The organism is Streptomyces sp. NPDC088707, assembly GCF_044752725.1.
In the GTDB taxonomy this organism is placed as follows: Bacteria; Actinomycetota; Actinomycetes; order Streptomycetales; family Streptomycetaceae; genus Streptomyces.
This window is the reverse complement of sequence record NZ_JBIVLV010000002.1, coordinates 590,248-613,695: the sequence shown is the minus strand read 5'-3', so window position 1 is coordinate 613,695 and position 23,448 is coordinate 590,248. Positions and strand designations below refer to the sequence as shown.

At 72.7% G+C, this 23,448-nt stretch carries 16 protein-coding genes; 6 read left to right on the top strand and 10 right to left on the bottom strand.

Annotated features, from left to right (window positions below; genetic code table 11):
* The first annotated feature begins 25 nt into the window (after positions 1-25).
* Positions 26-1,642 carry a serine/threonine-protein kinase gene (locus tag ACIP84_RS10090; protein WP_401796824.1) on the top strand — a complete coding sequence of 539 codons (1,617 nt, stop codon included), beginning with the start codon at positions 26-28 and terminating at the stop codon, positions 1,640-1,642.
* On the opposite strand, the gene ACIP84_RS10085 is transcribed toward ACIP84_RS10090, so the two are convergent.
* The gene (locus tag ACIP84_RS10085; protein ID WP_401796821.1) at positions 1,621-3,147 is read right to left on the bottom strand and encodes a fatty acyl-CoA synthetase; all 1,527 of its coding nucleotides are present in this window, start codon (positions 3,145-3,147) and stop codon (positions 1,621-1,623) included. The genes ACIP84_RS10090 and ACIP84_RS10085 overlap by 22 nt on opposite strands.
* A gap of 157 nt (positions 3,148-3,304) precedes the next feature.
* Here ACIP84_RS10085 and ACIP84_RS10080 point away from each other — a divergent pair, with 157 nt between their 5' ends.
* Complete coding sequence (locus ACIP84_RS10080; RefSeq protein ID WP_401796818.1) at positions 3,305-5,770, top strand: penicillin acylase family protein; 2,466 nt, start codon at positions 3,305-3,307, stop codon at positions 5,768-5,770.
* 29 nt (positions 5,771-5,799) lie between these two features.
* Here the strand turns inward: ACIP84_RS10080 and ACIP84_RS10075 are convergent, their stop codons facing one another.
* The gene (locus ACIP84_RS10075; protein ID WP_355958665.1) at positions 5,800-6,897 is read right to left on the bottom strand and encodes an ionic transporter y4hA; all 1,098 of its coding nucleotides are present in this window, start codon (positions 6,895-6,897) and stop codon (positions 5,800-5,802) included.
* 41 nt (positions 6,898-6,938) lie between these two features.
* Positions 6,939-7,343 carry a MarR family winged helix-turn-helix transcriptional regulator gene (locus ACIP84_RS10070; protein ID WP_355958774.1) on the bottom strand — a complete coding sequence of 135 codons (405 nt, stop codon included), beginning with the start codon at positions 7,341-7,343 and terminating at the stop codon, positions 6,939-6,941.
* Between the two features lie 153 nt (positions 7,344-7,496).
* On the opposite strand from ACIP84_RS10070, the gene ACIP84_RS10065 reads away from it, so the two are divergent.
* Complete coding sequence (locus ACIP84_RS10065; RefSeq protein ID WP_401796816.1) at positions 7,497-8,411, top strand: nitroreductase/quinone reductase family protein; 915 nt, start codon at positions 7,497-7,499, stop codon at positions 8,409-8,411.
* A 59-nt stretch (positions 8,412-8,470) separates the two neighbouring features.
* Here the strand turns inward: ACIP84_RS10065 and ACIP84_RS10060 are convergent, their stop codons facing one another.
* On the bottom strand, positions 8,471-9,175 hold the full coding sequence (locus tag ACIP84_RS10060) for a GNAT family N-acetyltransferase (protein ID WP_401796813.1): 705 nt from the start codon (positions 9,173-9,175) through the stop codon (positions 8,471-8,473).
* A 226-nt stretch (positions 9,176-9,401) separates the two neighbouring features.
* On the opposite strand from ACIP84_RS10060, the gene ACIP84_RS10055 reads away from it, so the two are divergent.
* Positions 9,402-10,895, top strand: a complete 1,494-nt coding sequence (locus ACIP84_RS10055; RefSeq protein ID WP_401796810.1) for an MFS transporter — start codon at positions 9,402-9,404, stop codon at positions 10,893-10,895.
* A gap of 38 nt (positions 10,896-10,933) precedes the next feature.
* Here the strand turns inward: ACIP84_RS10055 and ACIP84_RS10050 are convergent, their stop codons facing one another.
* Together ACIP84_RS10050 and ACIP84_RS10045 are read right to left on the bottom strand one after the other, a co-directional pair.
* Positions 10,934-12,490 carry an acyl-CoA synthetase gene (locus tag ACIP84_RS10050; RefSeq protein ID WP_401796807.1) on the bottom strand — a complete coding sequence of 519 codons (1,557 nt, stop codon included), beginning with the start codon at positions 12,488-12,490 and terminating at the stop codon, positions 10,934-10,936.
* Entirely contained in the window at positions 12,487-13,596 is a 1,110-nt protein-coding gene (locus ACIP84_RS10045; RefSeq protein ID WP_401796804.1) for an NAD(P)H-dependent flavin oxidoreductase, read from the bottom strand. Before ACIP84_RS10045 ends, ACIP84_RS10050 begins: the two co-directional genes overlap by 4 nt.
* 171 nt (positions 13,597-13,767) lie before the next feature.
* Between ACIP84_RS10045 and ACIP84_RS10040 the strand changes: the two genes are divergently transcribed.
* Complete coding sequence (locus tag ACIP84_RS10040) at positions 13,768-15,585, top strand: serine hydrolase (protein WP_401796801.1); 1,818 nt, start codon at positions 13,768-13,770, stop codon at positions 15,583-15,585.
* Between the two features lie 343 nt (positions 15,586-15,928).
* Entirely contained in the window at positions 15,929-17,917 is a 1,989-nt protein-coding gene (locus ACIP84_RS10035; RefSeq protein WP_401796799.1) for an exo-alpha-sialidase, read from the top strand.
* A 272-nt stretch (positions 17,918-18,189) separates the two neighbouring features.
* On the opposite strand, the gene ACIP84_RS10030 is transcribed toward ACIP84_RS10035, so the two are convergent.
* The 4 genes from ACIP84_RS10030 to ACIP84_RS10015 all read right to left on the bottom strand — a co-directional run bounded on the left by ACIP84_RS10030 (position 18,190) and on the right by ACIP84_RS10015 (position 23,233).
* Positions 18,190-19,098, bottom strand: a complete 909-nt coding sequence (locus tag ACIP84_RS10030) for a LysR family transcriptional regulator (protein ID WP_355958685.1) — start codon at positions 19,096-19,098, stop codon at positions 18,190-18,192.
* Positions 19,099-19,167: 69 nt separating this feature from the next.
* Positions 19,168-20,367 (bottom strand): glycine C-acetyltransferase, encoded by a 1,200-nt coding sequence (locus tag ACIP84_RS10025; RefSeq protein ID WP_401796795.1) that lies wholly within the window; start codon positions 20,365-20,367, stop codon positions 19,168-19,170.
* A 3-nt stretch (positions 20,368-20,370) separates the two neighbouring features.
* A complete protein-coding gene (gene tdh, locus ACIP84_RS10020) occupies positions 20,371-21,405 on the bottom strand; it encodes an L-threonine 3-dehydrogenase (protein WP_355958775.1) in 1,035 nt (344 codons plus the stop codon).
* Between the two features lie 235 nt (positions 21,406-21,640).
* Complete coding sequence (locus tag ACIP84_RS10015; protein ID WP_401796792.1) at positions 21,641-23,233, bottom strand: phytoene desaturase family protein; 1,593 nt, start codon at positions 23,231-23,233, stop codon at positions 21,641-21,643.
* Positions 23,234-23,448: the final 215 nt, after the last annotated feature.

Below are 23,448 nucleotides of genomic sequence, written 5' to 3'. Positions count from 1 at the left end.
CGTCACGGGGAGCGGGGGACTCGGCATGGGCGGGCCACGACTTGAGCCGTTACAGGGGGACGACCCGCGCCGGCTGGGCGCGTACCGGCTGATCGGCCGGATCGGCTCCGGCGGCATGGGGCGGGTCTATCTCGGGCGCACCGTCAGCGGCCGGCTGGTCGCGGTGAAGACGCTGCTCGCCGACGGCGTGCCCGAGGAGTCCGACCGGCGGCGGTTCGCCCGTGAGGTCGCGCTGGCCCGCCGTGTCACCGGGGCCTTCACCGTCTCCGTGATGGACGCGGACGCGGAGGCCCCGAAGCCGTGGATGGCCACCGAGTACATCCCCGCCCCCTCGCTGGCCGAACTCGTCAGGGACGCGGGCCCGCTGCCCGACCAGGCCGTGCGCTGGATCGCCGTCGGCATGGCCGAGGCCCTCGCGGACCTCCATGGCGCCGGCGTCGTCCACCGCGACGTCAAACCCGGCAACGTGCTGCTGCCCCTGTCCGGCCCCCGCCTCATCGACTTCGGCATCTCCCACGCCCTCGACCTGACCCGCACCACCCTGACGCTGGGCACGATGGCCTTCACCTCGCCGGAGCAGGCACGCGGCGAGGCGTCGACGGCGGCGTCCGACATGTACTCCATGGGAGCGACGCTGCTCCATCTCGCGACGTCGCGGTTCCCGTACGGACCGGTGAACGACGCGTTCCGGCTCCTGGCCCGCGTCCAGCGCGCCGAGGTCGACGACCGCCTCCTGCCGGAGGGGCTGCGGGAACTGGTCCTCCCGCTGCTCGCCCTGTCCCCGGTGGACCGGCCGACACCCGCGGCCCTGCTCGCCGGCTTCGCGAAGGACCCGACGGGCGGCAGCGAACTGCTGCCCGCGTCGTGGACGGCCGCGATCCGGGCGCACCAGGACTTCGTGGCACCGCGGACGGACGAGGCGTCGGTGGCTGCCGAAGCCCCCGTGTCCGGGTCTTCCGGCACGCCGGCGGAGGGCGCCCTCGGGGCGCCCCCGCCCCCCAGCGCCCCGGCGGAATCCCCTGAGGCGCCCACGCGCACGGCACCGCCCCGCGCCCCCGCTCCCCCGTCCCGGACCGCGCGGGTGTCCCGGGGGCCGCGGCAGCGGGTCCTGGGTGCGGTGGCCGGGGTGCTGGCCGTCGTGCTGGCGACGGGCGGCTATGTGGGCTACCGCCAGGGGCTGTTCAGCGGTGGCGAGCCCGAGTTCGCCGACCGGGCTCCCGCCGTCGGTGACTGCCTCGGGAACACCCGCACCGGCAAGGAGACGTTCACTCCGAGCCGACCCCGTGTGATCGACTGCGGCAAGCCCGGCGCCCGGACCGTCGTGAGCGGCGGCCGCGCGGACGGAAGCTGCCTCGACGTGTTCGTCGTGGGCGACCGCTGGGCCGCGCAGAAACTGTGCGTGGCACCGCACGTCGTGGCCGGTGACTGCCTCGACGCCGCCCAGGGCGACGAGGGATTCCTCTCCGCCACGGTGCTGTGGGCGGAGCAGGCCTGCGGCGAGGGGAAGCAGCTGAAGGTCGTCAAGGTCGTCGAGGCCCCGCAGGACGCGTTCACCGACTGCGGCGTCGAGTGGAAGGCGCGGCCGGACAGCCTCCCGTACACGGAGACCTGGGACCGGGACTACTGCCTCAAGCCCGCCTGACCGTCCGCGTACCGCTCGCGCAGCTCACGCTTGAGGATCTTGCCGCTCGCGTTGCGGGGCAGTTCCGGGAGGAAGTGGATGCGCTTCGGGGCCTTGAAGTGCGACAGGTTCTCCCGCGCGTGGGTGAGGAGTTCCGTCTCGGTGACCTCGCCGCGCGGGACGACCACCGCCGTGACCGCCTCGATCCAGCGTTCGTCGGGGAGGCCGATCACGGCCACCTCGGCGACGCCGGGGTGGGTGTAGAGCGCGTCCTCCACCTGGCGCGAAGCGACCAGCACTCCGCCGGAGTTGATGACGTCCTTCACCCGGTCGACGATCGTGAGGTAGCCCTCGGCGTCGCGGACCGCGAGGTCGCCCGAGCGGAACCAGCCGCCGCGGAAGGCCGCCTCGGTCTCCTCCGGCTTGCGCCAGTACCCGTCGCACAGTTGCGGCGAGCGGTAGACGATCTCGCCGGGGGTCCCGTCGGGCACGTCCTTGCCGTCCTCGTCGACGACCCGTGCCTCGACGTGGCGGACGGGCCGGCCGCAGGAGTCCATCCGGCCCTCGTGCTCGTCGGGGCCGAGGACGGTGGCGAGGGGGCCGATCTCCGACTGGCCGAAGCAGTTGTAGAAGCGCAGTGCGGGGAGGCGTGCGCGCAGCCCCTCCAGGACCGGTACGGGCATGATCGAGGCCCCGTAGTAGGCCTTGCGCAGGGCCGACAGGTCGCGGTTCGCGAACTCGGGGTGGTTGGCGAGCCCGATCCACACCGTCGGAGGGGCGAAGACGCTGTCGGCGCGACCCGCCTCGATCAGGTCGAAGAGGACGGCCGGATCGGGTCCGTCGACGATCGTGTTCTCGGCGCCGACGGCGAGGTACGGCAGCAGGAAGACATGCGTCTGGGCCGAGTGGTAGAGCGGCAGCGCGTGCACCGGCCGGTCGTCCTCGTGCAGGTCGAGCGCCTCGATCGCGCTCGCGTACGCGTGGACGAGGGCCCGGTGGGTCATCGTCGCACCCTTGGGCAGCGCGGTGGTGCCCGAGGTGTAGAGCAGCTGGACGACGTCCCCGGCGTCGCGGTCGCCGTCGTACGCCTCGGGCTCCGCGAGCGCGTCGAGGAGTGAACCGGGCGCGTCCCGCAGCGCCTTGACCGCGAAACCGTCCGGTACGCGCTCCGCCAGGGCGGGGTCGGCGAGGACCAGGGAGGTCTCGGACTGGTCGAGGAGGTACGTGAGGTCCTCGCCGGTCAGGTGGTGGTTGACCGGCACATGGATCAGGCTCGCCCGGGAGCAGGCGAGGAACGCGATGAGGTAGGCGTCCGAGTTGTGACCGTAGGTCGCGACCCGGGCGCCCTCGGGCAGGCCGAGGCCGTGGGGCGGTTCCCGCAGGACGGCGGCCGCGGTGGAGACGGCCGCGTCCAGCTCGGCGTACGTCCAGGTCCGGTCGGCGTAGCGGAGGGCGATCCGCTCGGGGACGCGCTGGGCGCTCATGCGCAGGACACCGTCGACGGCGCGGCTGAGGAGTCGATCCATGCGGTGATCCTCCGCGCGCACCGGGCGGAAGGTCAAGTACCGTGCGGGCGCGCCGGACAGGCCCGGACCTCGGATACCGAACGGGATGTTGACATGGGGGCCCGCGACTGCGTGCATGGTCCAACCCGTAGTGCTCATCCGCCCGTTGGGAGGCATCTTGCACCTCCGTACCCGTCTGAAGCAGCTGACGCTCACCGCATCCGCCCTCGCCGTCGTCACCGCCACGCTGCCCGGCGCGGCGGCCGCCGACGCCGGGGACCGGGGCCACCACCCGTCCGACCGGGGTCTGTCGGCGGTCATCCGGTACACCGAGTACGGCATCCCGCACATCGTGGCCAAGGACTACGCGAACCTCGGCTTCGGAACGGGCTGGGCCCAGGCCGCCGACCAGATATGCACGCTCGCGGACGGGTTCCTGACGGTGAACGGGGAGCGTTCCCGGTACCTCGGCCCGGACGCCGCCCCGGACGGCTCGCTGTCGTCCGCCGCCACGAACCTCTCCAGCGACCTGTACTTCCGCGGAGTCCGGGACGCCGGAACCGTCGAGGCGCTGGTCGCCACTCCGGCGCCGGCCGGCCCGAGCCGCGAACTGAAGGAGCTCATGCACGGCTGGGCTGCCGGGTACAACGCCTGGCTGCGGAAGAACCGCGTCACGGACCCCGCCTGCGCGAAGGCCGACTGGGTCCGCCCGGTGACCGCCCTCGACGTGGCCCGGCGCGGTTTCGCCGTCTCGGTGCTCGGCGGCCAGGGCCGTGCCGTCGACGGCATCACCGCCGCCCGGCCGCCGGCCGCTCCCGCCGCCCCGCGGACCGGCGCGGACGGGCAGGTGCCCGCACCGCAGACCGACGGGTCCGGTCAGGTGCCCGCCGCGCAGACAGGCGAGCCCGGACAGGCGCCCGACCCCGAGCGGGCCGCAGAGGCCGCGCGGGAACTCTTCGCCGCCGAGAACGCCACGATGGGCTCCAACGCCGTCGCCTTCTCGGGGGCCACCACGGCGAACGGGCGCGGCCTGCTCCTGGGCAACCCGCACTACCCCTGGCAGGGCGGCCGCCGCTTCTGGCAGTCGCAGCAGACCATCCCCGGGGAGCTGAACGTCTCGGGCGCCTCGCTCCTCGGCACGACCGTCGTGAACATCGGTTTCAACGACAAGGTGGCCTGGAGCCACACCGTCGCCACCGGCGTCCCGCTCAACCTGCACCAGCTGGTGCTCGCCCCGGGCGACCCGACCTCGTACCTGGTGGACGGCCGGCCGGAGCGGATGACCCCGCGTCAGGTCACCGTCCCGGTCAAGGGCGGCGCCCCGGTCACCCGTACCCAGTGGTGGACCCGGTACGGCCCCGTCGTCGGCGGTCTCGGCGCACAGCTCCCGCTGCCGTGGACGGCCGGCACGGCGTACGCGCTGAACGACCCCAACGCGAGCAACCTGCGCGGCTCCGACACCGCGCTCGGCTTCGGCAAGGCGCGCTCCACCCGGGACGTCGCAGAGGCCCTGCGGCGCACCCAGGGGCTGCCCTGGGTCAACACGATCGCGGCGGACTCGGCGGGCCACTCCTACTTCAGCCAGTCGCAGGTGCTGCCCCGGATCACCGACGAGCTCGCCGCGCGCTGCTCCACCCCGCTCGGCCGGGCCACCTACCCCGCGTCGGGGGTGGCGGTGCTCGACGGATCGCGGTCGGACTGCGCGCTCGGCTCCGACCCGGACGCGGTGCAGCCGGGCGTCTTCGGACCGGCGAGGATGCCCGTGCTGCGGGACACGCCGTACGTGGAGAACTCCAACGACAGTGCCTGGCTGACCAACGCGGAGCGGCCGCTGACCGGCTACGAGCGGATCTTCGGCACGATCGCCACGCAGCGCTCGCTACGCACCCGGGGCGGCGTCGAGGACGTGTCGGCGATGGCGGCGCGCGGCGATCTGACCGTGGCCGACCTGCAGCGGCAGCAGTTCGCCAACCGGGCTCCGGCCGGTGATCTGGCGGCGGCCGACGCGGCACGGGCCTGCGGGACGGCGCTGCCGGACGATCCCGAGGCCTGCCGGGTGATCGGCGCCTGGGACCGGACGGTGAACACGGACAGCAGGGGCGCGCTGCTCTTCGACCGCTTCTGGCGGAAGTTCACGGCGGCGGTGCCGTCGGCCCAGCAGTGGACGGTGCCGTTCTCGGCGGCGGACCCGGTCCGTACTCCGAACACCCTCGACACGGCGGCGCCGGGCTTCACGAAGGCCCTGTCGGACGCGGTGGCGGAGCTGCGGGCGGCGGGGATCGCGCTGGACGCGCCGCTCGGCGCGCACCAGTTCGTCGTACGGAACGGGGAGCGGATCCCGGTGAGCGGCGGCACCGAGGCGCTGGGGGTCTGGAACAAGACGGAGTCGGTGTGGAACCCGGCGGGCGGCGGCTACACGGAGGTCGCGCACGGGACCAGTCATGTGCAGGCGGTGGGCTGGGACGGCGGCCGCTGCCCGGTGGCCCGCACCCTGCTCTCGTACTCCCAGTCCTCGAACCCGGTGTCGCCGCACTTCAGCGACCAGACCCGGTTGTACGCGGGCGAGCGCTGGGTGACCTCCCGGTTCTGCGAGAAGGACATCCTGCGCTCGCCCGCGCTGCGGGTGGTGATCGCCAGGGGCTGAACGGTTCCGCACTGCCCGGGCGCGGCTCGTCACGGGCTGAACGACAGGAACACGAAGGCGGCGAAGATCGCGAGGTGGACGCCGCCCTGGAGGAGCGTGGCACGTCCGGGCACCACGGTCAGGGCGCTCACCACACCGGTGAGGACGAGCAGCACCATGTGGAGCGGGCCGAGGCCGAGGACCAGGGGCCCGGACAGCCAGATCGAGGCGAGCGCGATCGCCGGAATCGTCAGGCCGATGCTGGCGATCGCGGAGCCGTACGCGAGGTTGAGGCTGGTCTGGACGCGGTCCCTGCGGGCCGCGCGGACGGCGGCGAGGGTCTCGGGCAGCAGCACCATCAGGGCGATGACGACGCCGACGACCGCCTTGGGCAGGCCCGCCGACTGGACGCCGTCCTCGATGGTCGGGGAGATCAGCTTGGCGTTGCCGACGACGGCGACGAGGGCGACCACGAGGAGTCCGAGACTGGTCCAGGCGTCGCGCCGGGTCGGCGGGTCCGCGTGCTCGTCCTCCGACTCCTGGCCGGGACGCGGTACGGGAAGGAAGTAGTCCCGGTGCCGGACGGTCTGGACACCGACGAACACGCCGTACAGGCAGATGGAGGCGACGGCGGCGAAGGCGAGCTGGACGCCGGAGAACTCCGGGCCCTGGTGGCTGGTGGTGAAGGTCGGCAGGACCAGCGTCATCGTGGCCAGGGTGCAGACGGTGGCCAGCGCGCCGCCGGAGCCCTCGGCGTTGAAGACCGCGATCCGGTTGCGGAGCGCGCCGACGAGGAGGGAGAGGCCGACGATGCCGTTGCAGGTGATCATGACGGCGGCGAAGACGGTGTCGCGTGCGTAGGTCGAGGTCTTCTCGCCGCCTCCCACCATCAGCGAGACGATGAGTCCGACCTCGATCACGGTGACGGCCACGGCGAGGACGAGCGAGCCGTAGGGTTCACCAACCCGGTGGGCGATGACCTCGGCGTGGTGGACCGCGGCGAGGACGGCCGCGATCAGGCAGAGCGCGATGAACCCGACGGCGAAGCCCGGCAGATCGCGCCCCCAGGCCGCGACAAGCGCAAGCGCCGCCACCACCGGCCCCCAGGTGGTCCACTGCCGTGCCAATGACGCCGTGCTCGAACTCATGATCCGCATCCTGCCACAAAGGGGGCTTTCGCCCGGTTCGGTCAATCCAGGGGGTCGCTGAGGCCGCGCTCGTACGCGGTGAGGGTCTCGAGGAACATCCGCCGCTGCGCCGCGTCGAGGGGGGCGAGGGCGGAACGCCAGGCATCGGCGCTGCGGCCGAGCCAGCCGTCGATGGCGGCGGCGTGCGCCGGCGCGATGGAGACGATCTTGCGCCTGCGGTCCGCCGGGTCCTCGACCCGCTCCAGTACGCCCTTCTTCGCCAGGTCCCCCACCATGAGGCTCACGGTCGTCGGGGCGATCTCCAGGCGGGAGGCGAGCTCGTTGACGCTCAGCGACCCGTCGAACAGGAGATAGGCGAGCAGGGACAGATGGCGGGGCGCGAGCGTGAGCGTCTGCAGCTCCTCGGGAATCCTGATCCGCTTCGCCCGCGAGACCATCCGAGGCATGAGCAGCAGCAACGTGCGCACGGCCTCGTCGAGTTCCGGCCCGGCGGCGGCCTCGTCCCCCTCGTGTGCGGTTGACACCGTGCACCCTCCCTTTTAGCTTTGCTTTCAAAGCAAATAGATCCGTCGTGATCGATGCTACCGGAAGGCACAGCCATGCCCGATTTCAACCGACAGGTCATCGAGGAGTTCCGCGCCAACGGCGGCCGGGTGGGCGGGATGTTCGAGGGCGCCGCCCTGCTCCTGCTCACCACGACGGGCGCTCGCAGCGGGCGGGCACACACCAACCCCGCCGTGTACGTGCGCGACGGGGCACGGCTGCTCGTCTTCGCGTCGAACGCCGGCGGACCGAAGCACCCCGCCTGGTTCCACAACCTCAGCGCCGACCCGTACGTGACCGTCGAGCTCGGCACCCCGGAGGGGACCGTCGAGCGCTTCGGGGCGACGGCGGTGGTGACGGCGGGCGAGGAACGCGACCGGCTGTACGCGGAACAGGCCGCGCGCGACCCCGGGTTCGCCGCCTACCAGGCGGCCACGGACCGGATCATCCCGGTCGTCGCCCTGCACCGGGTGGACCTCGGGGACCCGGCACGGCACCGGGCGATCGCCGACCACCTGGTCAAGGTCCACACCGAACTGCGCGCCGAACTGACGGCGTTACGCGAGGGACTGGAGTCCGCGGCGGCGAAGGCGACGGGTCCGACGGGATCGACGCCCACGGCGGGCACGAAGGTACGGGACACCCCGACGCTCGGCGGCCGGCTCGCCCGCCACTGCCTGACCTTCTGCGGCGCACTGCACGCCCACCACCACAACGAGGACAGCGCCTTCGACCTCCTGGAGCGCGAGTTCCCCGAGCTGTCCGACTCGCTGGACCGGATGCGCGAGGAGCACAAGGTGGTCGCCCGCACGGTAGAGGAACTGGAGGCGCTCCTCACCTCTGGGGCCGCACCCGCGGCCCTCCGCGCCGAGGTGGACCGGCTGGCCACCCGGCTGGAGGAGCACTTCACGTACGAGGAGGCACAGCTGGTCCCGGCCCTCACGCGATCCCGGGCCGTGCCCGAGAGTTAGCCTCGGCGGCCGGCCTCGGGGCCGGGCCCTGAGGCCGGACGTGGAGCCCTACGGCGTGCTTACGGCGTGCGGAAGCCGCGGAAGGTCACGTGCCGGCGGGTCACGAAACCGAGCTTCTCGTAGAGGGCACGCGCGCCGGCGTTCGCCTCGGCCACATGGAGGAAGGCCCCTTCCCCCCGGGCCTCGATGCGTGCCGCGAGCGCGCCGACCAGGCGGGCGGCGTGGCCCTGCCCGCGCGCCTCGGGCGCGGTGCAGACCGCGCTGATCTCGGTCCACCCCGGAGGGCGCAGCCGCTCGCCGGCCATGGCGACCAGCGTGCCCTTCTCCCGGATGCCGAGGTAGGTGCCGAGTTCGGGGGTCCTGGACCAGAACGGCCCCGGCCGGGTGCGTTCGACCAGGTCCAGCATCTCGGGCACGCTGTCCGCGTCCAGTTCGACCACGTCGTCGTCCGTCTCGTCCGCCGGGCGCCCGGCCGCGCCGTCGCCGGGCAGGATCATCTGGCGGCCCTCCAGGACGAAGACGGGCTTCCAGTCCGGCGGCGGGAGAACCGGGCAGCTGAACATGTCGGCGAAGGCGCCCCGGCCGAGGAGTTCGGTGAGGTCGGCCCACTTCACCGGATCCGGATCGGTGGTCACGGCGGCGAAGGTCGAGACGTCCGGCAGATAGGTGACGGCTTTGCCCACGCGGCGGGCGAGAGGGGCGTGACGGCCCCGGAGGGACTCGCCCACGGGGTCGTCGAGTACGAAGGGGTCGCGGCCCGCCATCGTGTCGTCCCTCTCATGTTCCGTGCCGAACGGGGAAGGCGGTCGCCGTGGGGAGACCTCCTCGCGTACGCAGTCTAGGCGGGCGGGCGGCCGGCCCGTGGGGCCGGTCGGCGTACGGCCAGGTGGCGGGTTCGCGCGCCGGTGGCCGTGTCCGCGTACGTACATCGGCACCGTGTGAGACAGCCTGGCACGGTCGCCCTCGACACCCAGCGGTAAGGAGCGTGTCTTGAGTGCCCATGACGACGTGGTGATCGGCACCGTCACGACCAAGGTCCCTGCGCGGCTCGACCGGCTGCCGTGGTCGCGGTGGCACTGGATGATCGTGATCGGGCTCGGCACGGTGTGGATCCTCGACGGCCTCGAGGTGACCATCGTCGGCAGCATGGCCGGCCGGCTCTCCGAGGAGGGCAGCGGACTGCCCATCACCGACGCGCAGGTGACCGGCACGGCCGCGGCGCTGTACGTGGCGGGCGCCTGTTCGGGCGCCCTGTTCTTCGGGTGGCTCACCGACCGCTACGGACGCAAGAAGCTGTTCCTGATCACCCTGGCGGTCTATCTGGCGGCGACGGCGATGACCGCGCTGTCGTTCTCCGTGTGGTGGTTCTTCCTCTTCCGCTTCCTCACCGGGTTCGGCATCGGCGGCGAGTACGCGGCCATCAACTCCGCCATCGACGAACTCATCCCGAGCAAGTACCGGGGCCGGGTCGACCTCGTCATCAACGGCAGCTACTGGCTGGGGGCCGTGGGCGGCGCGCTGCTGTCCGTCGTGGCGCTCGACACCGACATCTTCGCGATCAACGTCGGCTGGCGGCTGACGTTCGGTCTCGGTGTCGTGCTCGGACTCGTGATCCTGCTCGTCCGGCGGCACGTGCCCGAGAGCCCCCGGTGGATGCTCATCCACGGCCGGTCCGAGGGCGCGGAGGAACTCGTGACCGCGGTGGAGCACCGGGTGGAGGAGGAGAAGCACGCCCGGCTTCCGGAGCCGGACCGGTCGATCACCATCGAGCAGCGCCGCTCCATCGGCTTCGTCGAGATCGCCCGTACGCTCTTCCGCGCGTATCCGAAACGGGCGATCCTCGGCTTCTCCCTGTTCATCGGGCAGGCGTTCCTCTACAACGCCATCACCTTCGGCTTCGGCTCCATCCTGGTGAAGTTCTTCGACGTCCCCACCGGCAACACCGGTTACTACTTCGCCGTGATCGCCTTCGGCAACTTCCTCGGTCCGCTGCTGCTCGGCCGCCTCTTCGACACCGTCGGCCGACGCACCATGATCGCGGGAACCTACATCCTGTCAGGGCTGCTGCTGTTCGGCACGGCCTGGCTCTTCGACCGGGGCAGCCTCGACGCGACGACCATGACCGCCTGCTGGTGCGTGGTCCTCTTCTTCGCCTCCGCGGGCGCCAGTTCCGCCTATCTGACCGTCAGTGAGATCTTCCCCATGGAGACCCGGGCGATGGCGATCGCGTTCTTCTACGCCATCGGAACGGCGGCCGGCGGTATCTCCGGCCCGCTGATCTTCGCCGAACTGACGGAGAGCGGGGTCGTCCGCGACGCCGTCATCGCCTTCTGCGTCGGCGCCGCCCTCATGGTCCTCGCGGGCCTGGTCGCCGTGTTCTTCGCCGTCGCGGCGGAAGGCCGGTCGCTGGAGGACATCGCGACACCGCTCTCGGCGAAGTCGACGCCCGAGGACGGCTCCCCGCCCGCCGGCACCACCCCCTGAAGGAGCGCCGCCCGCGGGCCGGGGCGCCGTCGGGTTCCTCAGAGGGGGCGCTCGTGGCCCTCCCAGTACGGGTCGCGCAGGCGGCGCTTGTACAGCTTGCCGTTGGGGTCGCGCGGCATGGTCTGGACGAAGTCGACCGACTTCGGGCGCTTGAAGCCGGCGAGGCGGTCGGCGCAGTGGGCCAGGATCTCCTCGGCGAGTGCCGGCCCTGGCGCGTACCCGTCGGCCGCCTCGACGACCGCCTTGACCTCCTCGCCCCAGTCGGCGTGCGGGATGCCGAAGGCGGCGGCGTCGGCGACGGAGGGGTGGGCCAGGAGGGCCGCCTCGATCTCGGCCGGGTAGATGTTCACCCCGCCGGAGATGATCATGTCGATCTTGCGGTCGCGCAGGAAGAGATAGCCGTCCTCGTCGAGGACTCCGAGGTCCCCGACGGTGAAGAAGTCGCCGATGCGGTTCTTCGCGGTCTTCGCCTCGTCCTTGTGGTACTGGAACCCGCCGGTGTTCATCTTCAGGTAGACGGTGCCGAGTTCACCCGGCGGCAGCCGTACCCCGTCGTCGTCGAAGACGGCGAGTTCGCTGATGGGCCAGGCCCGGCCGACCGTCCCCGGCTTCTTCAGCCACTCCTCGGCGGTCGCGAAGGCTCCGCCGCCCTCGCTCGCGGCGTAGTACTCCTCGACGCACCGGCCCCACCAGTCGATCATCGCCCGCTTGACGTGCTCGGGGCACGGCGCGGCGCCGTGGATGGCGTGGCGCATCGAGGAGACGTCGTACCGGTTCCGTACCTCGTCGGGCAGGGAGAGCAGGCGGTGGAACTGGGTGGGGACCATGTGGGTGTGGGTGCAGTCGTACCGGTCGATCAGACGGAGCATCTCCTCGGGCGTCCACCGGTCCATCAGGACCAGCGGGTGCCCGATGTGCAGGGCGGCGGCGGCGAACTGCAGCACAGCCGTGTGGTAGAGCGGGGAGCAGACGAGGTGGACGTTCCCGTCGGCCGGACGGATGCCGAAGATGCCGAGGAAGCCGCCGAGATGGGTCTCCTCGGGGAGCTTCCCGGGGAGCGGGCGGCGGATGCCCCGGGGGCGACCGGTGGTGCCGGAGGTGTAGTTCATGACCCAACCGAGGGTGCGGTCGGCGGGCGGGCTCGCGTCCTGTCCTTCGAGCAGGTCGCCGTACGCGCGGAAGCCGGGGATCGTACCGACGGCGTACCGGTGGGTGGCGGGCAGTCCGGCCTCGTCGGCGGCGAGGGTCACGGCCTCGGCGAACCGCTCGTGGGCGACGAGGACCTTGGCGCCGGAGTCGGCGACGATCCAGGCGATCTCGGGCCCGACGAAGTGGTGGTTGACCGGGACGAGGTAGAACCCGGCCTGGCTGGCGGCGAGATGGGCGGTGAAGAACTCCGGCCCGTTGGGCAGGACGACGGCGAACGCGTCGCCGCGTTCGAGGCCGGCCGCCCGCAGCCCGTGGACCAGTCGGTTGGCCTCGGCGTGCAGCCGGCCGGCGGTCCATTCCTCGCCGTCGGGTGCGATCAGGACCGTACGGCCGGGGTCGGCGGTGGCCTGGGCCCAGAACCCGGTGGCTGCGACTGACTGGGTCATGCCTCGCTCCGTCCGGCGATGCGGTTGATGCGGTCGACGGCCTGCTCGAAGCCGCGGGTGAGCTCGTCCACGACCTGCTGGACGCTGCGCTCGGAGTTCATCCGGCCGACGATCTGCCCGACGGGGGTGCCGAGCAGCGGTGCGACCTCGTACCGCTGGATACGGGAGACGGCCTCGGCGACCAGGAGTCCCTGGAGCGGCATGGGGAGGGGGCCGGGGCCCGCCGGGTCGTCCCAGGCGTCGGTCCACTCGGTGCGGAGCTGACGGGCGGGCTTGCCGGTCAGGGCGCGGGAGCGGACGGTGTCGCCGGAACCGGCGGCGAGGAGCTTGGCGGTGAGGGCGCGGGAGTGCAGGTCGGCCTCGGTGGTGGTGAGCCAGATCGAGCCGAGCCAGACGCCCTGGGCGCCGAGGGCGAGTCCGGCGGCGATCTGCTCGCCGCTGCCGATGCCGCCGGCGGCGAGCACCGGCAGCGGGGACACGGCGTCGACGACTTCGGGGGTGAGGACCATGGAGGCGATCTCGCCGGTGTGGCCGCCGGCCTCGTAGCCCTGGGCGACGACGACGTCGATCCCCGCGTCGGCGTGGTGGCGGGCATGCCGGGCGCTGCCGGCGAGGGCGGCGACGAGGACGCCGTGGTCGTGGGCGCGGGCGACGACGTCCGGGGGCGGGGAGCCGAGGGCGTTGGCGAGGAGTCTGATCGGGTAGTCGAAGGCCACGTCGAGCTGGTTGCGGGCGACCTGCTCCATCCAGCCGGTGATGCGCCAGCCGGAGGCCTCGCCCTCGGCGAGTTCGGGCACGCCGTGCTTGGCGAGCGTGGCGCGGACGAACGCCCGGTGCTCCTCCGGGATCATGGCCTCGACCTCGGCCTCTGTCACGCCTTCGACCTTCTTGGCGGGCATCACGACGTCGAGGCCGTAGGGCAGGCCGTCGGTGTGGTCCTGCATCCAGTCGAGGTCGCGGGCGAGGTCGTCGGGGGCGGTGTAGCGGACCGCCCCGAGGACGCCGAACCCGCCGGCTCTGGTCAGTGCGGCGGCCACCGCGGGGAAGGGCGTGAAGCCGAAGATGGCGTGCTCGATCCCCAGGGTGCGACTCAGCTCCGTCTGCATGGGCGGCAGGATGCCGCAGCGGCGCGACGGAGGGAAGAGGTTTCCTGATGCATCGTCAGATTCTTTGGAGCTTCGGACGCTTCCCCGACCCGCCTCGACTCCGGTAAGAAAGTTTCAGATTCTCCGGCGTGGCCGAAGTTTTCTTTCAAAGGGCGGTGGGAGAGGGTGGGCATGACGGAGGAGTCCAGCAAGGACCGGGGCCCGAGCCGCCGGGCGTTCGGCGGCGCGGCCCTCGCCCTGGGAGGTGCGCTGATGATCGGTTCGATGCCGGGGGCCGCGGCGGCGGAACCAGGGCCGGGACCGGGCGGCCGAGGAGCGGGGAGCCCGGGATCGGCCGGGGGCGGTACGGCGCCCGGCGCGCGCGGGACCACCCTGCGACGCGGGTCCGCCGCGCGGGCGGGACTCCTGCCGGAGCACCTGGACCGGCTGGTCACGGACGCCGAGGCCTTCCTCGCCCCCTCCCCCAGGCACCCCTGGTACGCGGGCGCCGTGCTGCTCGCCGGGCGGGGCGGAACGGTGGCCCTGCACCGGCCGATCGGCATGGCCGTGCGGTACGCGGCGTACGACGAGAAGACCGACACCGGGGTGGAGCTGCCGCCGGACGAGCAGGTCCCGATGACCGAGGACACCGTCTTCGACCTCGCGTCGGTCTCGAAGCTCTTCACCTCGATCCTCGCCGTGCAGCAGATCGAGCGAGGGGCGCTGGAGCTCGGGGCGAGGGTCACCGCGTACCTGCCGGAGTTCGGCGGGGGCGGGAAGCAGGACGTCACCGTGCGTCAGTTGCTCACCCACACCTCCGGGTTCCGGGCGTGGATCCCGCTGTACAAGGCACCGACACGGGAGGGGAAGCTGCGGCTGATCTGGGACGAGGCGCCGGCGAACCCGCCGGGGTCGACGTACCTCTACTCGGATCTGAACCTGATCACGCTCCAGCTGGTCCTGGAGAAGATCACCGGTCTCGGTCTGGATGTGCTGCTCCACGACGAGATCACCGCTCCGCTCGGGATGCACCGCACTCGTTTCAATCCACCGCTCTCCTGGCGACCGGGGATCGCCGCCACCGAGGACGCCCGCCCGCCGTGGTCCGGTCTCGACCGCGGCATGGTACGGGGCGAGGTCCACGACGAGAACGCCCACAGCCTGGGCGGGGTCGCGGGCCACGCCGGGATCTTCTCCCGTGCCTGGGACCTCGCGATCCTCGCCCGCACCCTGCTCAACGGCGGGGCGTACGGCAGGGCCCGCATCCTCTCCCCCGCCTCGGTGCAGCTGATGTTCACCGACTTCAACACCGCGTTCCCCGGCGACGAGCACGGGCTCGGCTTCGAGCTCTACCAGCACTGGTACATGGGCGCGATGGCCACACCACGGACGGCCGGGCACACCGGCTTCACCGGCACCAGCCTGGTCCTCGACCCGACCACCGACGCCTTCCTGATCGTCCTCGGCAACTCCGTCCACCCGGTGCGCTCCTGGCGCTCCGGGTCGGCTCCCCGCGTCGCCGCGGCGGACAACCTGGCCCGCGCCGTTCCCGTCCGCCCCGACCGCGGCCGTACATCCTGGTTCTCCGGCATGGCCGGCACCACGACCGCCACCCTGACGCTCCCTCAGGTGCCGCGCGCCGCGCGCCTGGAGTGCGCGCTGTGGTGGGACACCGAGCCGGGCGCCGACCCGGCCGTCCTGGAGGCCTCGGCCGACGGCGGCACGACCTGGCGGCCGGTCCCCTTCACCACCGACGGGCGCACGGAGCATCCGACGGGCGCGGTGGGCGGTTGGTCCGGCCGCGTCTGGCACACCGTGTCCGCCGCGCTGCCCGGGACGGACGCCCTCCTGCGCTGGCGGTACACGACGGACCAGCGGTACGTGGGACGGGGCGTGTACGTGGACGGGCTGCGGCTCTACGACGGAGCGGGACGCCCGGTGTTCGACGAGGCGCGGCCTGCGGACGGGGCGCGGATCGAGGCGAACGGCTGGAGCAGGTCGGCCGATTGAGGCGAACCGCAGGAGCAGGTCGGCCGATGGAGGCGAACCGCTGGAGCAGGTCGGCCGACCGAGGCGAACCGCAGGAGCAGATCAGTCGATCAAGCCCGCCCGCCCACCTGGCCGAACCTCCTCTTACGACTGCGCACAAGTGATCATGTGAGGTACCGTCCCGGCGGGAAGATCTCACCGGGGGATGAGACGAACGCGAGGGCGAGCGTCTGTCGTGTCGCCCGTTCGCGGTGCCCTTCCGTCCGCGGGGGCCGCCGCAACCGGCCCGTCGGCGAGCGGCACACCCGCTTCGAGACCCAGCCGCTCCCCAGTCGTTCGCCCTTGCTCACCGAGGTGTTCCTTCATGCTGTCCCTGTCCGAGCGCCGCCCACCGGGCGCGCGCCGCTTCGCACTGTCCGCATGGTTGTGCGCGCTCTCCCTCGCGGTCCTGGCCGCGGTGGTCCTGGCGGTCACTCCGCAGTCGCCCGCCGTCGCCTCGACGAGCGCGGTCACGACCACGCCGACGGTCGCCGCCGAGACGGCCGGCACGCCGTTCCCGGCGCGCGGGACCTTCTACTGCACGCGCATCCCGGCCCTCGTCACCACCAGGACGGGTGTCCTCCTCGCCTTCGCCGAGGGCCGTGACCGGGACACCACGACCGGCTGCAGTGACGTCGGCGCCAACGACCTGATCATGAAGCGGTCCCTCGACGGCGGGAAGACCTGGGACGAGAAGCCCACGGTCGTCGTCGGCGCCGGCGACGAGCTCGCGCACGGCAACCCCGCGCCCGTCGTGGACGGGGTGACCGGCCGCATCACCCTCCTCTACTCCAGCAGCGACTGGAACAGGAACCGGGCCAACCCGAAGCGCGACGGCTTCGACCGCACGGTGCACGCCGTCCACAGCATGGACGGCGGCCTGACCTGGTCGCCGAGCGTGCCCCAGCCCCAGCTCGACCGGCCCGAGTGGTTCTGGGTCTCGACCGGGCCCGGCCACGGCATCCAGCTCAGCCGCGGCGAGCACTTCGGCCGACTGGTCGTGCCCGGCGACCACCGGGGCGGCGGCCAGGCCGGCGGTCAGCTGTACACCAGCGACGACGGCGGCCTGACCTGGCAGATGCGCGCGGTCTCCGACACGCGCGACACCGGTTCCTATCCCGCCGAACTGGCCGTCGCGGAGACCGTCGACGGCCATGTGTACGTCAACGCCCGCAACTCCGAGAACACCCGCTGCACCACCAACGAGCACCGGCTCGCCGCCACGAGCACCGACGGCGGAGCGACCTTCGCCGCGCCCTTCGCCCCCGTGGCCAACCTCGACACCTCCCCGACCTACGGTTCGCTGCTGCGGCTGCACGCCCACGACCAGGACGGCCGGCCCGACCGGCTGCTGTACTCGGGCCCGTCCCGGCTCGGCCCGAACGTACTGGAGGACCGGCGGGAGCTGGCCGTCCGCTCCTCGTACGACGAGGGGAAGACCTGGAAGACCGTCGGCTCCCTGATCACGCCGAACCGCACCGGCTACTCCGACATGGCGCTCCTGGCGAACGGATCCGTCGGCCTCCTGTACGAGACGGCCGGCAACATCCCCCATGGGAACGTCGCCTTCACCGCCTTCACCGAGAAGGCCATGAACGACTCCGAGACCGAGCTGCGCCGTCCGCGCACCGCCGACACACGTGTCAAGGGTCCCGGCGAGTCCGGCAACCACGCCGTCGTCCACGGTGGCGCGCAGCTGGGAACGCGTCTCGGCGGCGTCGCCATGGAGTTCGACGGCCAGGACGACTACCTGCGTCTCGTCTGCTCGCCGACCCTGCGGGTCGAAGACGGGGACTTCACCGTCACGGCCTGGTTCAAGCACTCGGCCACCACCGGCACCCTGCCGGTCATCTGGGCGTACGGCATGCAGGGGCCGCACTTCTCGGTCCGGTCCGAACCTGGGAGCGGCGTCCTGCGCGGCACCGTCGGCACGAGCATCGGCACCACCGAGGTGACACTCCCGTCCTCCTCCAACGACGGCGCGTGGCACCACGTCGTGTTCACCCGCAAGGGCCTCACCGTCAGCCTCGCGGTGGACGGAGGGTCCGCGGCCACGGCCGTCATGCCGGCGGGAGCGTCGGCGGCGGAGCGGAACGTCACTCCGGGCGGCGCGTTCAACATCCACATCGGTGCCCGGCCCGACTTCCCCAACCAGCCGCCCGGCGTGGCGCAGCTCTTCCGCGGCACCCTGGACGACGTGCGGCTCTTCGCCACCGCGCTCACCGAAGCCGAAGCGGCCGAGGTGAAGGCGGGCTCCCTCACCGTGCGGAACAGCGAGGAGAGGCTCCGCCTCGGTTTCTCGACCATCTGGTAGCGGGCGGACCCCGGCCGGCGGACGCACCGCTCGCCGACCGGGCGCGGAGGCGGCCCAGGCCGCCTCCGCGTACAGCTCCTCGACCAGCCGGGCCACCTGCTCCGGCTCCCGCAGTGTCGGGGAGTGGTCGGAGGCGGCGGGCCGGTGAGCTGGTGGCCGATGTTGCTGAACCGGGAGGGCGGCACGGCCCGGCAGAGGGCGGCCGCGACCGGGTCGGACTCGGGGGTGCCGCCGCCGGCCCCTCCCGCGTCGTCCGGCCGACTTCGTGTCCGTCAGGCGCCGGATTCCGACGCCGCGCCCAGGGCGGTCAGCACGGGGCTGATCAGCGGGTGGTCCTCCGCGCCCCGCCGGACGGCGGCGAAGACCCTGCGGGTCGGGGCGACGCCCTCGATCGGGCGGACCTCCACACCCGCGAGCTCCACCCCGCGCAGGGCAGAACGCGGCACGAGCGCCACGCCGGCGGACGCGGCCGCGAGGGCGACGACGGCGCGGAAGTCGTCGGACGAGTGCTCCGGGTTCAGCGTGAACCCGGCGTATTCGCAGGCCAGGACGGTCACGTCATGGCAGGGGTTGCCGGCGGACTGGCCGATCCAGGCGTCCTTCGCGAGGTCGCCGAGCGCGACCCGCTCGCCGGCCGCCAGCGGGTGGCCGGGGGGCAGGACCGCGTCGAAGGGCTCCGCGTAGAGCGGGACGCGGGTGAGGCGGGCGTCGTCCTCGCCGGGCGCGCCCCGGTACTCCACGGCGACGGCCACGTCGACCTGCCGGTCGAGGACCATCATCAGGCTCTCGTCGCCCTCGGCGTCCCGGACCCGGACCCGGATGCCGGGGGCGGAGTCGGCCAGGGCCCTGATGGCCGGGGCCACCACGAGGCCGATGCCGGTGGCGAAGGCGGCGACCGTGACCGTACCGGCCTCACCGGAGCCGTAGGCGGCGAGTTCCGACTCGGCGCGCTCCAACTGGGCCAGGACGGCGTTGGCGTGGCTGAGCAGGATCTCGCCGGCGGGGGTGAGGCGGGCGCCGCGGGCGCTGCGGTCCACCAGGCGGTGGCCGGTCTCCTGCTCCAGGGCGGCGAGCTGCTGGGAGACGGCGGAGGGGGTGAGATAGAGCGCGGCGGCCGCCGCCGTGACCGTGCGGTGGTCGGCCACCGCACGCAGGATGTGCAACCGCCGCGCTTCGATCATTCCCCCAGTCTCGCAGGCCGCGGGGCCTGCGCCCGCCTCAGCCTCGCAGGCCGGGGGCCTGCGCCCGCCTCAGCCCCGCAGGGCGGCGCGGGCGTCGACGAACGCGTCGACGGCCCGGTTCACGTCCTCCGTGGAGTGGGCGGCGGACAGCTGGACGCGGATGCGGGCCTGCCCCTGCGGCACGACCGGGTAGGAGAACCCGATCACGTACACGCCGCGCTCCAGGAGCAGCTCGGCCATGCGGCCGGCCTCGGACGCGTCGCCGATCATGACGGGGGCGATGGCGTGGTCGCCGGGGAGGATGTCGAAGCCCTCCGCCGTCATCCGGGTCCGGAACAGCTCGGTGTTGGCGCGCAGCCGGTCGCGCAGGTCACCGGCGGACTCCAGCAGGTCGAGGACCTTCAGGGAGGCGGCGGCGATCACCGGGGCGAGGGTGTTCGAGAAGAGGTACGGGCGGGAGCGCTGGCGCAGCAGGGCGACGATCTCGGCGCGGGCCGCGACGTAGCCGCCGGAGGCGCCGCCGAGGGCCTTGCCGAGGGTGCCGGTGATGATGTCGACGCGGTCCATCACGCCGTGCAGCTCGGGGGTGCCGCGGCCGCCGGGGCCGACGAAGCCGACGGCGTGCGAGTCGTCGACCATGACCATGGCGTCGTAGCGCTCGGCCAGGTCGCAGATCTCGCCGAGCGGGGCGACGTAGCCGTCCATCGAGAAGACGCCGTCGGTGACGATGAGCTTGCGGCGGGCGCCGCCCTCCGTGGCCTCCTTGAGCTGCTGCTCCAGGTCGGCCATGTCACGGTTGGCGTAGCGGAAGCGGCGGGCCTTGGACAGGCGGATGCCGTCGATGATCGACGCGTGGTTGAGGGCGTCGGAGATGACGGCGTCCTCGGCGCCGAGGAGCGTCTCGAAGACACCGCCGTTGGCGTCGAAGCAGGAGGAGTAGAGGATCGTGTCCTCCTGGCCGAGGAAGGAGGAGAGGCGCGCCTCCAGTTCCTTGTGCACCTCCTGCGTGCCGCAGATGAAGCGGACGGACGCCATGCCGTAGCCCCAGCGGTCGAGCGCCTCGTGGGCGGCGGCGACCACCTCGGGGTGGTCGGCGAGGCCCAGGTAGTTGTTGGCGCAGAAGTTCAGCACCTCGCCCGGGCGGCCTCCCGAGGTCACGGCGACGGTGGCCGACTGGGGGGTGCCGATGACGCGCTCGGGCTTGTGGAGTCCGGCCTTCTGGATCTCGTCGAGAGTGGCACGGATGTCGTCGCGTACGGAATCGAACATGGGTCAGGCTCCCGCAGTCCAGTCGAGGATGATCTTGCCGCTCTTGCCGGAGGCCGCGTCGTCGAAGGCGGCCTCGAAGTCGGTGTACGCGTAGCGTCCGGTGACGACGGGCGAGAGGTCGAGTCCGCCCTCCAGGAGCACCGACATCGCGTACCAGGTCTCGAACATCTCGCGGCCGTAGATGCCCTTGATCGTGATCATGGAGGTGACGATCTTCGCCCAGTCGACGGCGAAGTCCTCGCTGGGCAGGCCCAGCATGGCGATCTTGCCGCCGTGGGTCATGTTGGCGACCATGTCGCGCATCGCGCGCGGGTTGCCGGACATCTCCAGGCCGACGTCGAAGCCCTCCTTGAGCCCGAGGGTGCGCTGGCCGTCGGCGATGGTCTGCTCGGCGACGTTGAGGGCGAGCGTGACGCCCGTCTTGCGCGCCAGGGCGAGGCGCTCCTCGCTGACGTCGGTGATCATGACGCTGCGGGCGCCGGCGTGCTTGGCGACAGCGGCGGCCATGATGCCGATCGGGCCCGCGCCGGTGACGAGGACGTCCTCGCCGACGAGCGGGAAGGAGAGCGCCGTGTGCACGGCGTTGCCGAAGGGGTCGAAGATCGCGGCGATGTCGAGGTCGACCGGCACGCGGTGCACCCACACGTTGGAGGCGGGCAGCGCCACGTACTCGGCGAAGGCGCCGTCCCGGCCGACGCCGAGACCGATGGTGGCGCGGCAGAGGTGGCGCCGGCCGGCCAGGCAGTTGCGGCACTTGCCGCAGACGAGGTGGCCCTCGCCGCTGACCAGGTCGCCGACCGTGATGTCGGCGACGTCACGGCCGACGGAGACGACCTCGCCGACGAACTCGTGGCCGAGGGTCAGGGGCGTGGCGATCGTCTTCTGCGCCCAGCCGTCCCAGGACCGGATGTGCAGGTCGGTCCCGCAGATACCGGTCCGCAGCACCTTGATGAGTACGTCGCCGGTACCGGTCTCCGGCTCGGGCACGTCCGTGAGCCAGAGTCCCGGCTCCGCCTTCAGCTTGACCAACGCCTTCAATGCCACGGCTCCCGACGTGCGTGTCCTGTGATGTGCGGGGTACGGGCACGGCAGCGCGCCCAAGATCCCTGGAACAGAATCTTCCGTACGGAGCGCTCGCGGTCCATCGAGGATTTCTTAAGCGCGCTCGCAGATCAGCTTCACACCACAGGCGGGGGCCGGGCGACGTCAACGCGTCCGAACGGAGAGGCCACCCTCGGGGGCCTCCGTCCGGGCCGCGTGGCGGACACCCGGGTCAGCGGCCGAGGGCCGCCATCGCCGCGTTGTGGCCGGGGATTCCGCTCACTCCGCCGCCCCGGATCGCGCCCGCGCCACACAGCAGCACGTTGGCGTGGTGCGTCTCGACACCCCAGCGGCCGGCGCTCGGGCCCGTGCCGGCGTCCGCGTCTTCCGCCGCGTACGGGAAGGACAGGTCGCGGTGGAAGATGTGGCCGCCCGGGAGGCGCAACTCGCGTTCGAGGTCGAGCGGGGTCTTCGCCTCGATGCAGGGACGGCCGTCCGCGTCGACGGCGAGGCAGTCGGCGATCGGCTCGTCGAGGTGGGCGTCCAGCTGGTCGAGGGTCGCCGCGAGGAGCGCGGCGCGGGTGCCGTCGTTGTCGGCGGCGAACAGCCGGGCCGGGGTGTGGAGCCCGAACAGGGTGAGGGTGTGGTGGCCCGTGGCGGCGAGTTCGGGGCCGAGGATCGTCGGATCGGTCAGGGAGTGGCAGTAGATCTCGGAGGGCGGTTCGGAGGGCAGCCGGCCGGCGGCGGCCTCGGCGTGGGCGGTGGCGAGCCGGCCGTACCCTTCGGCGATGTGGAAGGTGCCGGCGAAGGCCTCCTGCGGGTCGACGGAGCGGTCGCGGAGCTTCGGCAGCCGGGTCAGCAGCATGTTGACCTTGAGCTGGGCGCCTTCGGGGGCGGGCGGGGGCGGGTCGCCGAGGAGGGCGGCGAGGTCGCGGGGTGAGGCGTTGACGAGGACGTGGCCCGCCTCGACGGTGCCCTCGCCGTCGGCGGTGCGGAAGGTGATCGCGGCGCGCCGCCCGTCGGTCTCGATCCGGGTGGCCTCGTGGCCGGTTCGGATGTCGGCCCCGGCGGCGCGGGCCGCGTCGGCGAGGGCGTCGGTGAGGGCGCCCATGCCGCCGACGGGTACGTCCCAGTCTCCGGTGCCGCCGCCGATGACGTGGTACAGGAAGCAGCGGTTCTGGAGGAGCGTCGGGTCGTGGGCGTCGGAGAAGGTGCCGATGAGGGCGTCGGTGAGGACGATGCCGCGGACGAGGTCGTCGGCGAACTCCCGCTCGACGGTGACGCCCAGTGGTTCCTCGAAGAGCATCCGCCAGGTCTCGGCGTCGTCCACCCGGGCGCGGAGCGCGGCGCGGGTGGGGAGGGGCTCGGTGAGGGTGGGGAAGATCCGGCGGGCGGCGCGGCCGGTGCGCTCGTAGAAGGCCTGCCAGGCCTCGTACTCGCGGTCGGACCCGGTGAGTTCGGCGAAGGAGGCACGGGTCCGTTCGGCGCCGCCGCCGACGAGCAGGCCGCCGTCGCCCTTCGGGGTGTACGAGGAGATGGACCGTTTCCGTACGGCGAAGCGCAGCCCGAGGTCGCGCACGATCTTCTCCGGAAGGAGCGAGACGAGGTACGAGTACCGGGACAGGCGCGCGTCGACCCCGGCGAACGGCCGGGTGGAGACGGCCGCCCCGCCGGTGGAGCCGAGCCGCTCCAGGACGAGCACGGAGCGCCCGGCGCGGGCGAGGTAGGCGGCGGCGACGAGGCCGTTGTGTCCTCCGCCGACGACGACGGCGTCGTACGAGCCGGAGGCGGGCCGGGCGTCCGGGAGCAGGTCGGGGGCAGTCATGGCTCATGCTCACACGGGGGCGGCGGCCGGGGAAGAGGACGGGACGACGGGCCCGCGAACGGCCGGCCCCGCCGGACCCGCCGGCGGCGGGGCGCGCCTCCCGCGGCCGGCGGACCGGTCGGCTCAGGGCCTGCGGCGGGCCCGGCCCCCTCAGGTCTGCGGCAGTGTGGGCCCGGGCCACTCAGGGCCTGCGGCAGTGTGGGCCCAGGCCGTTC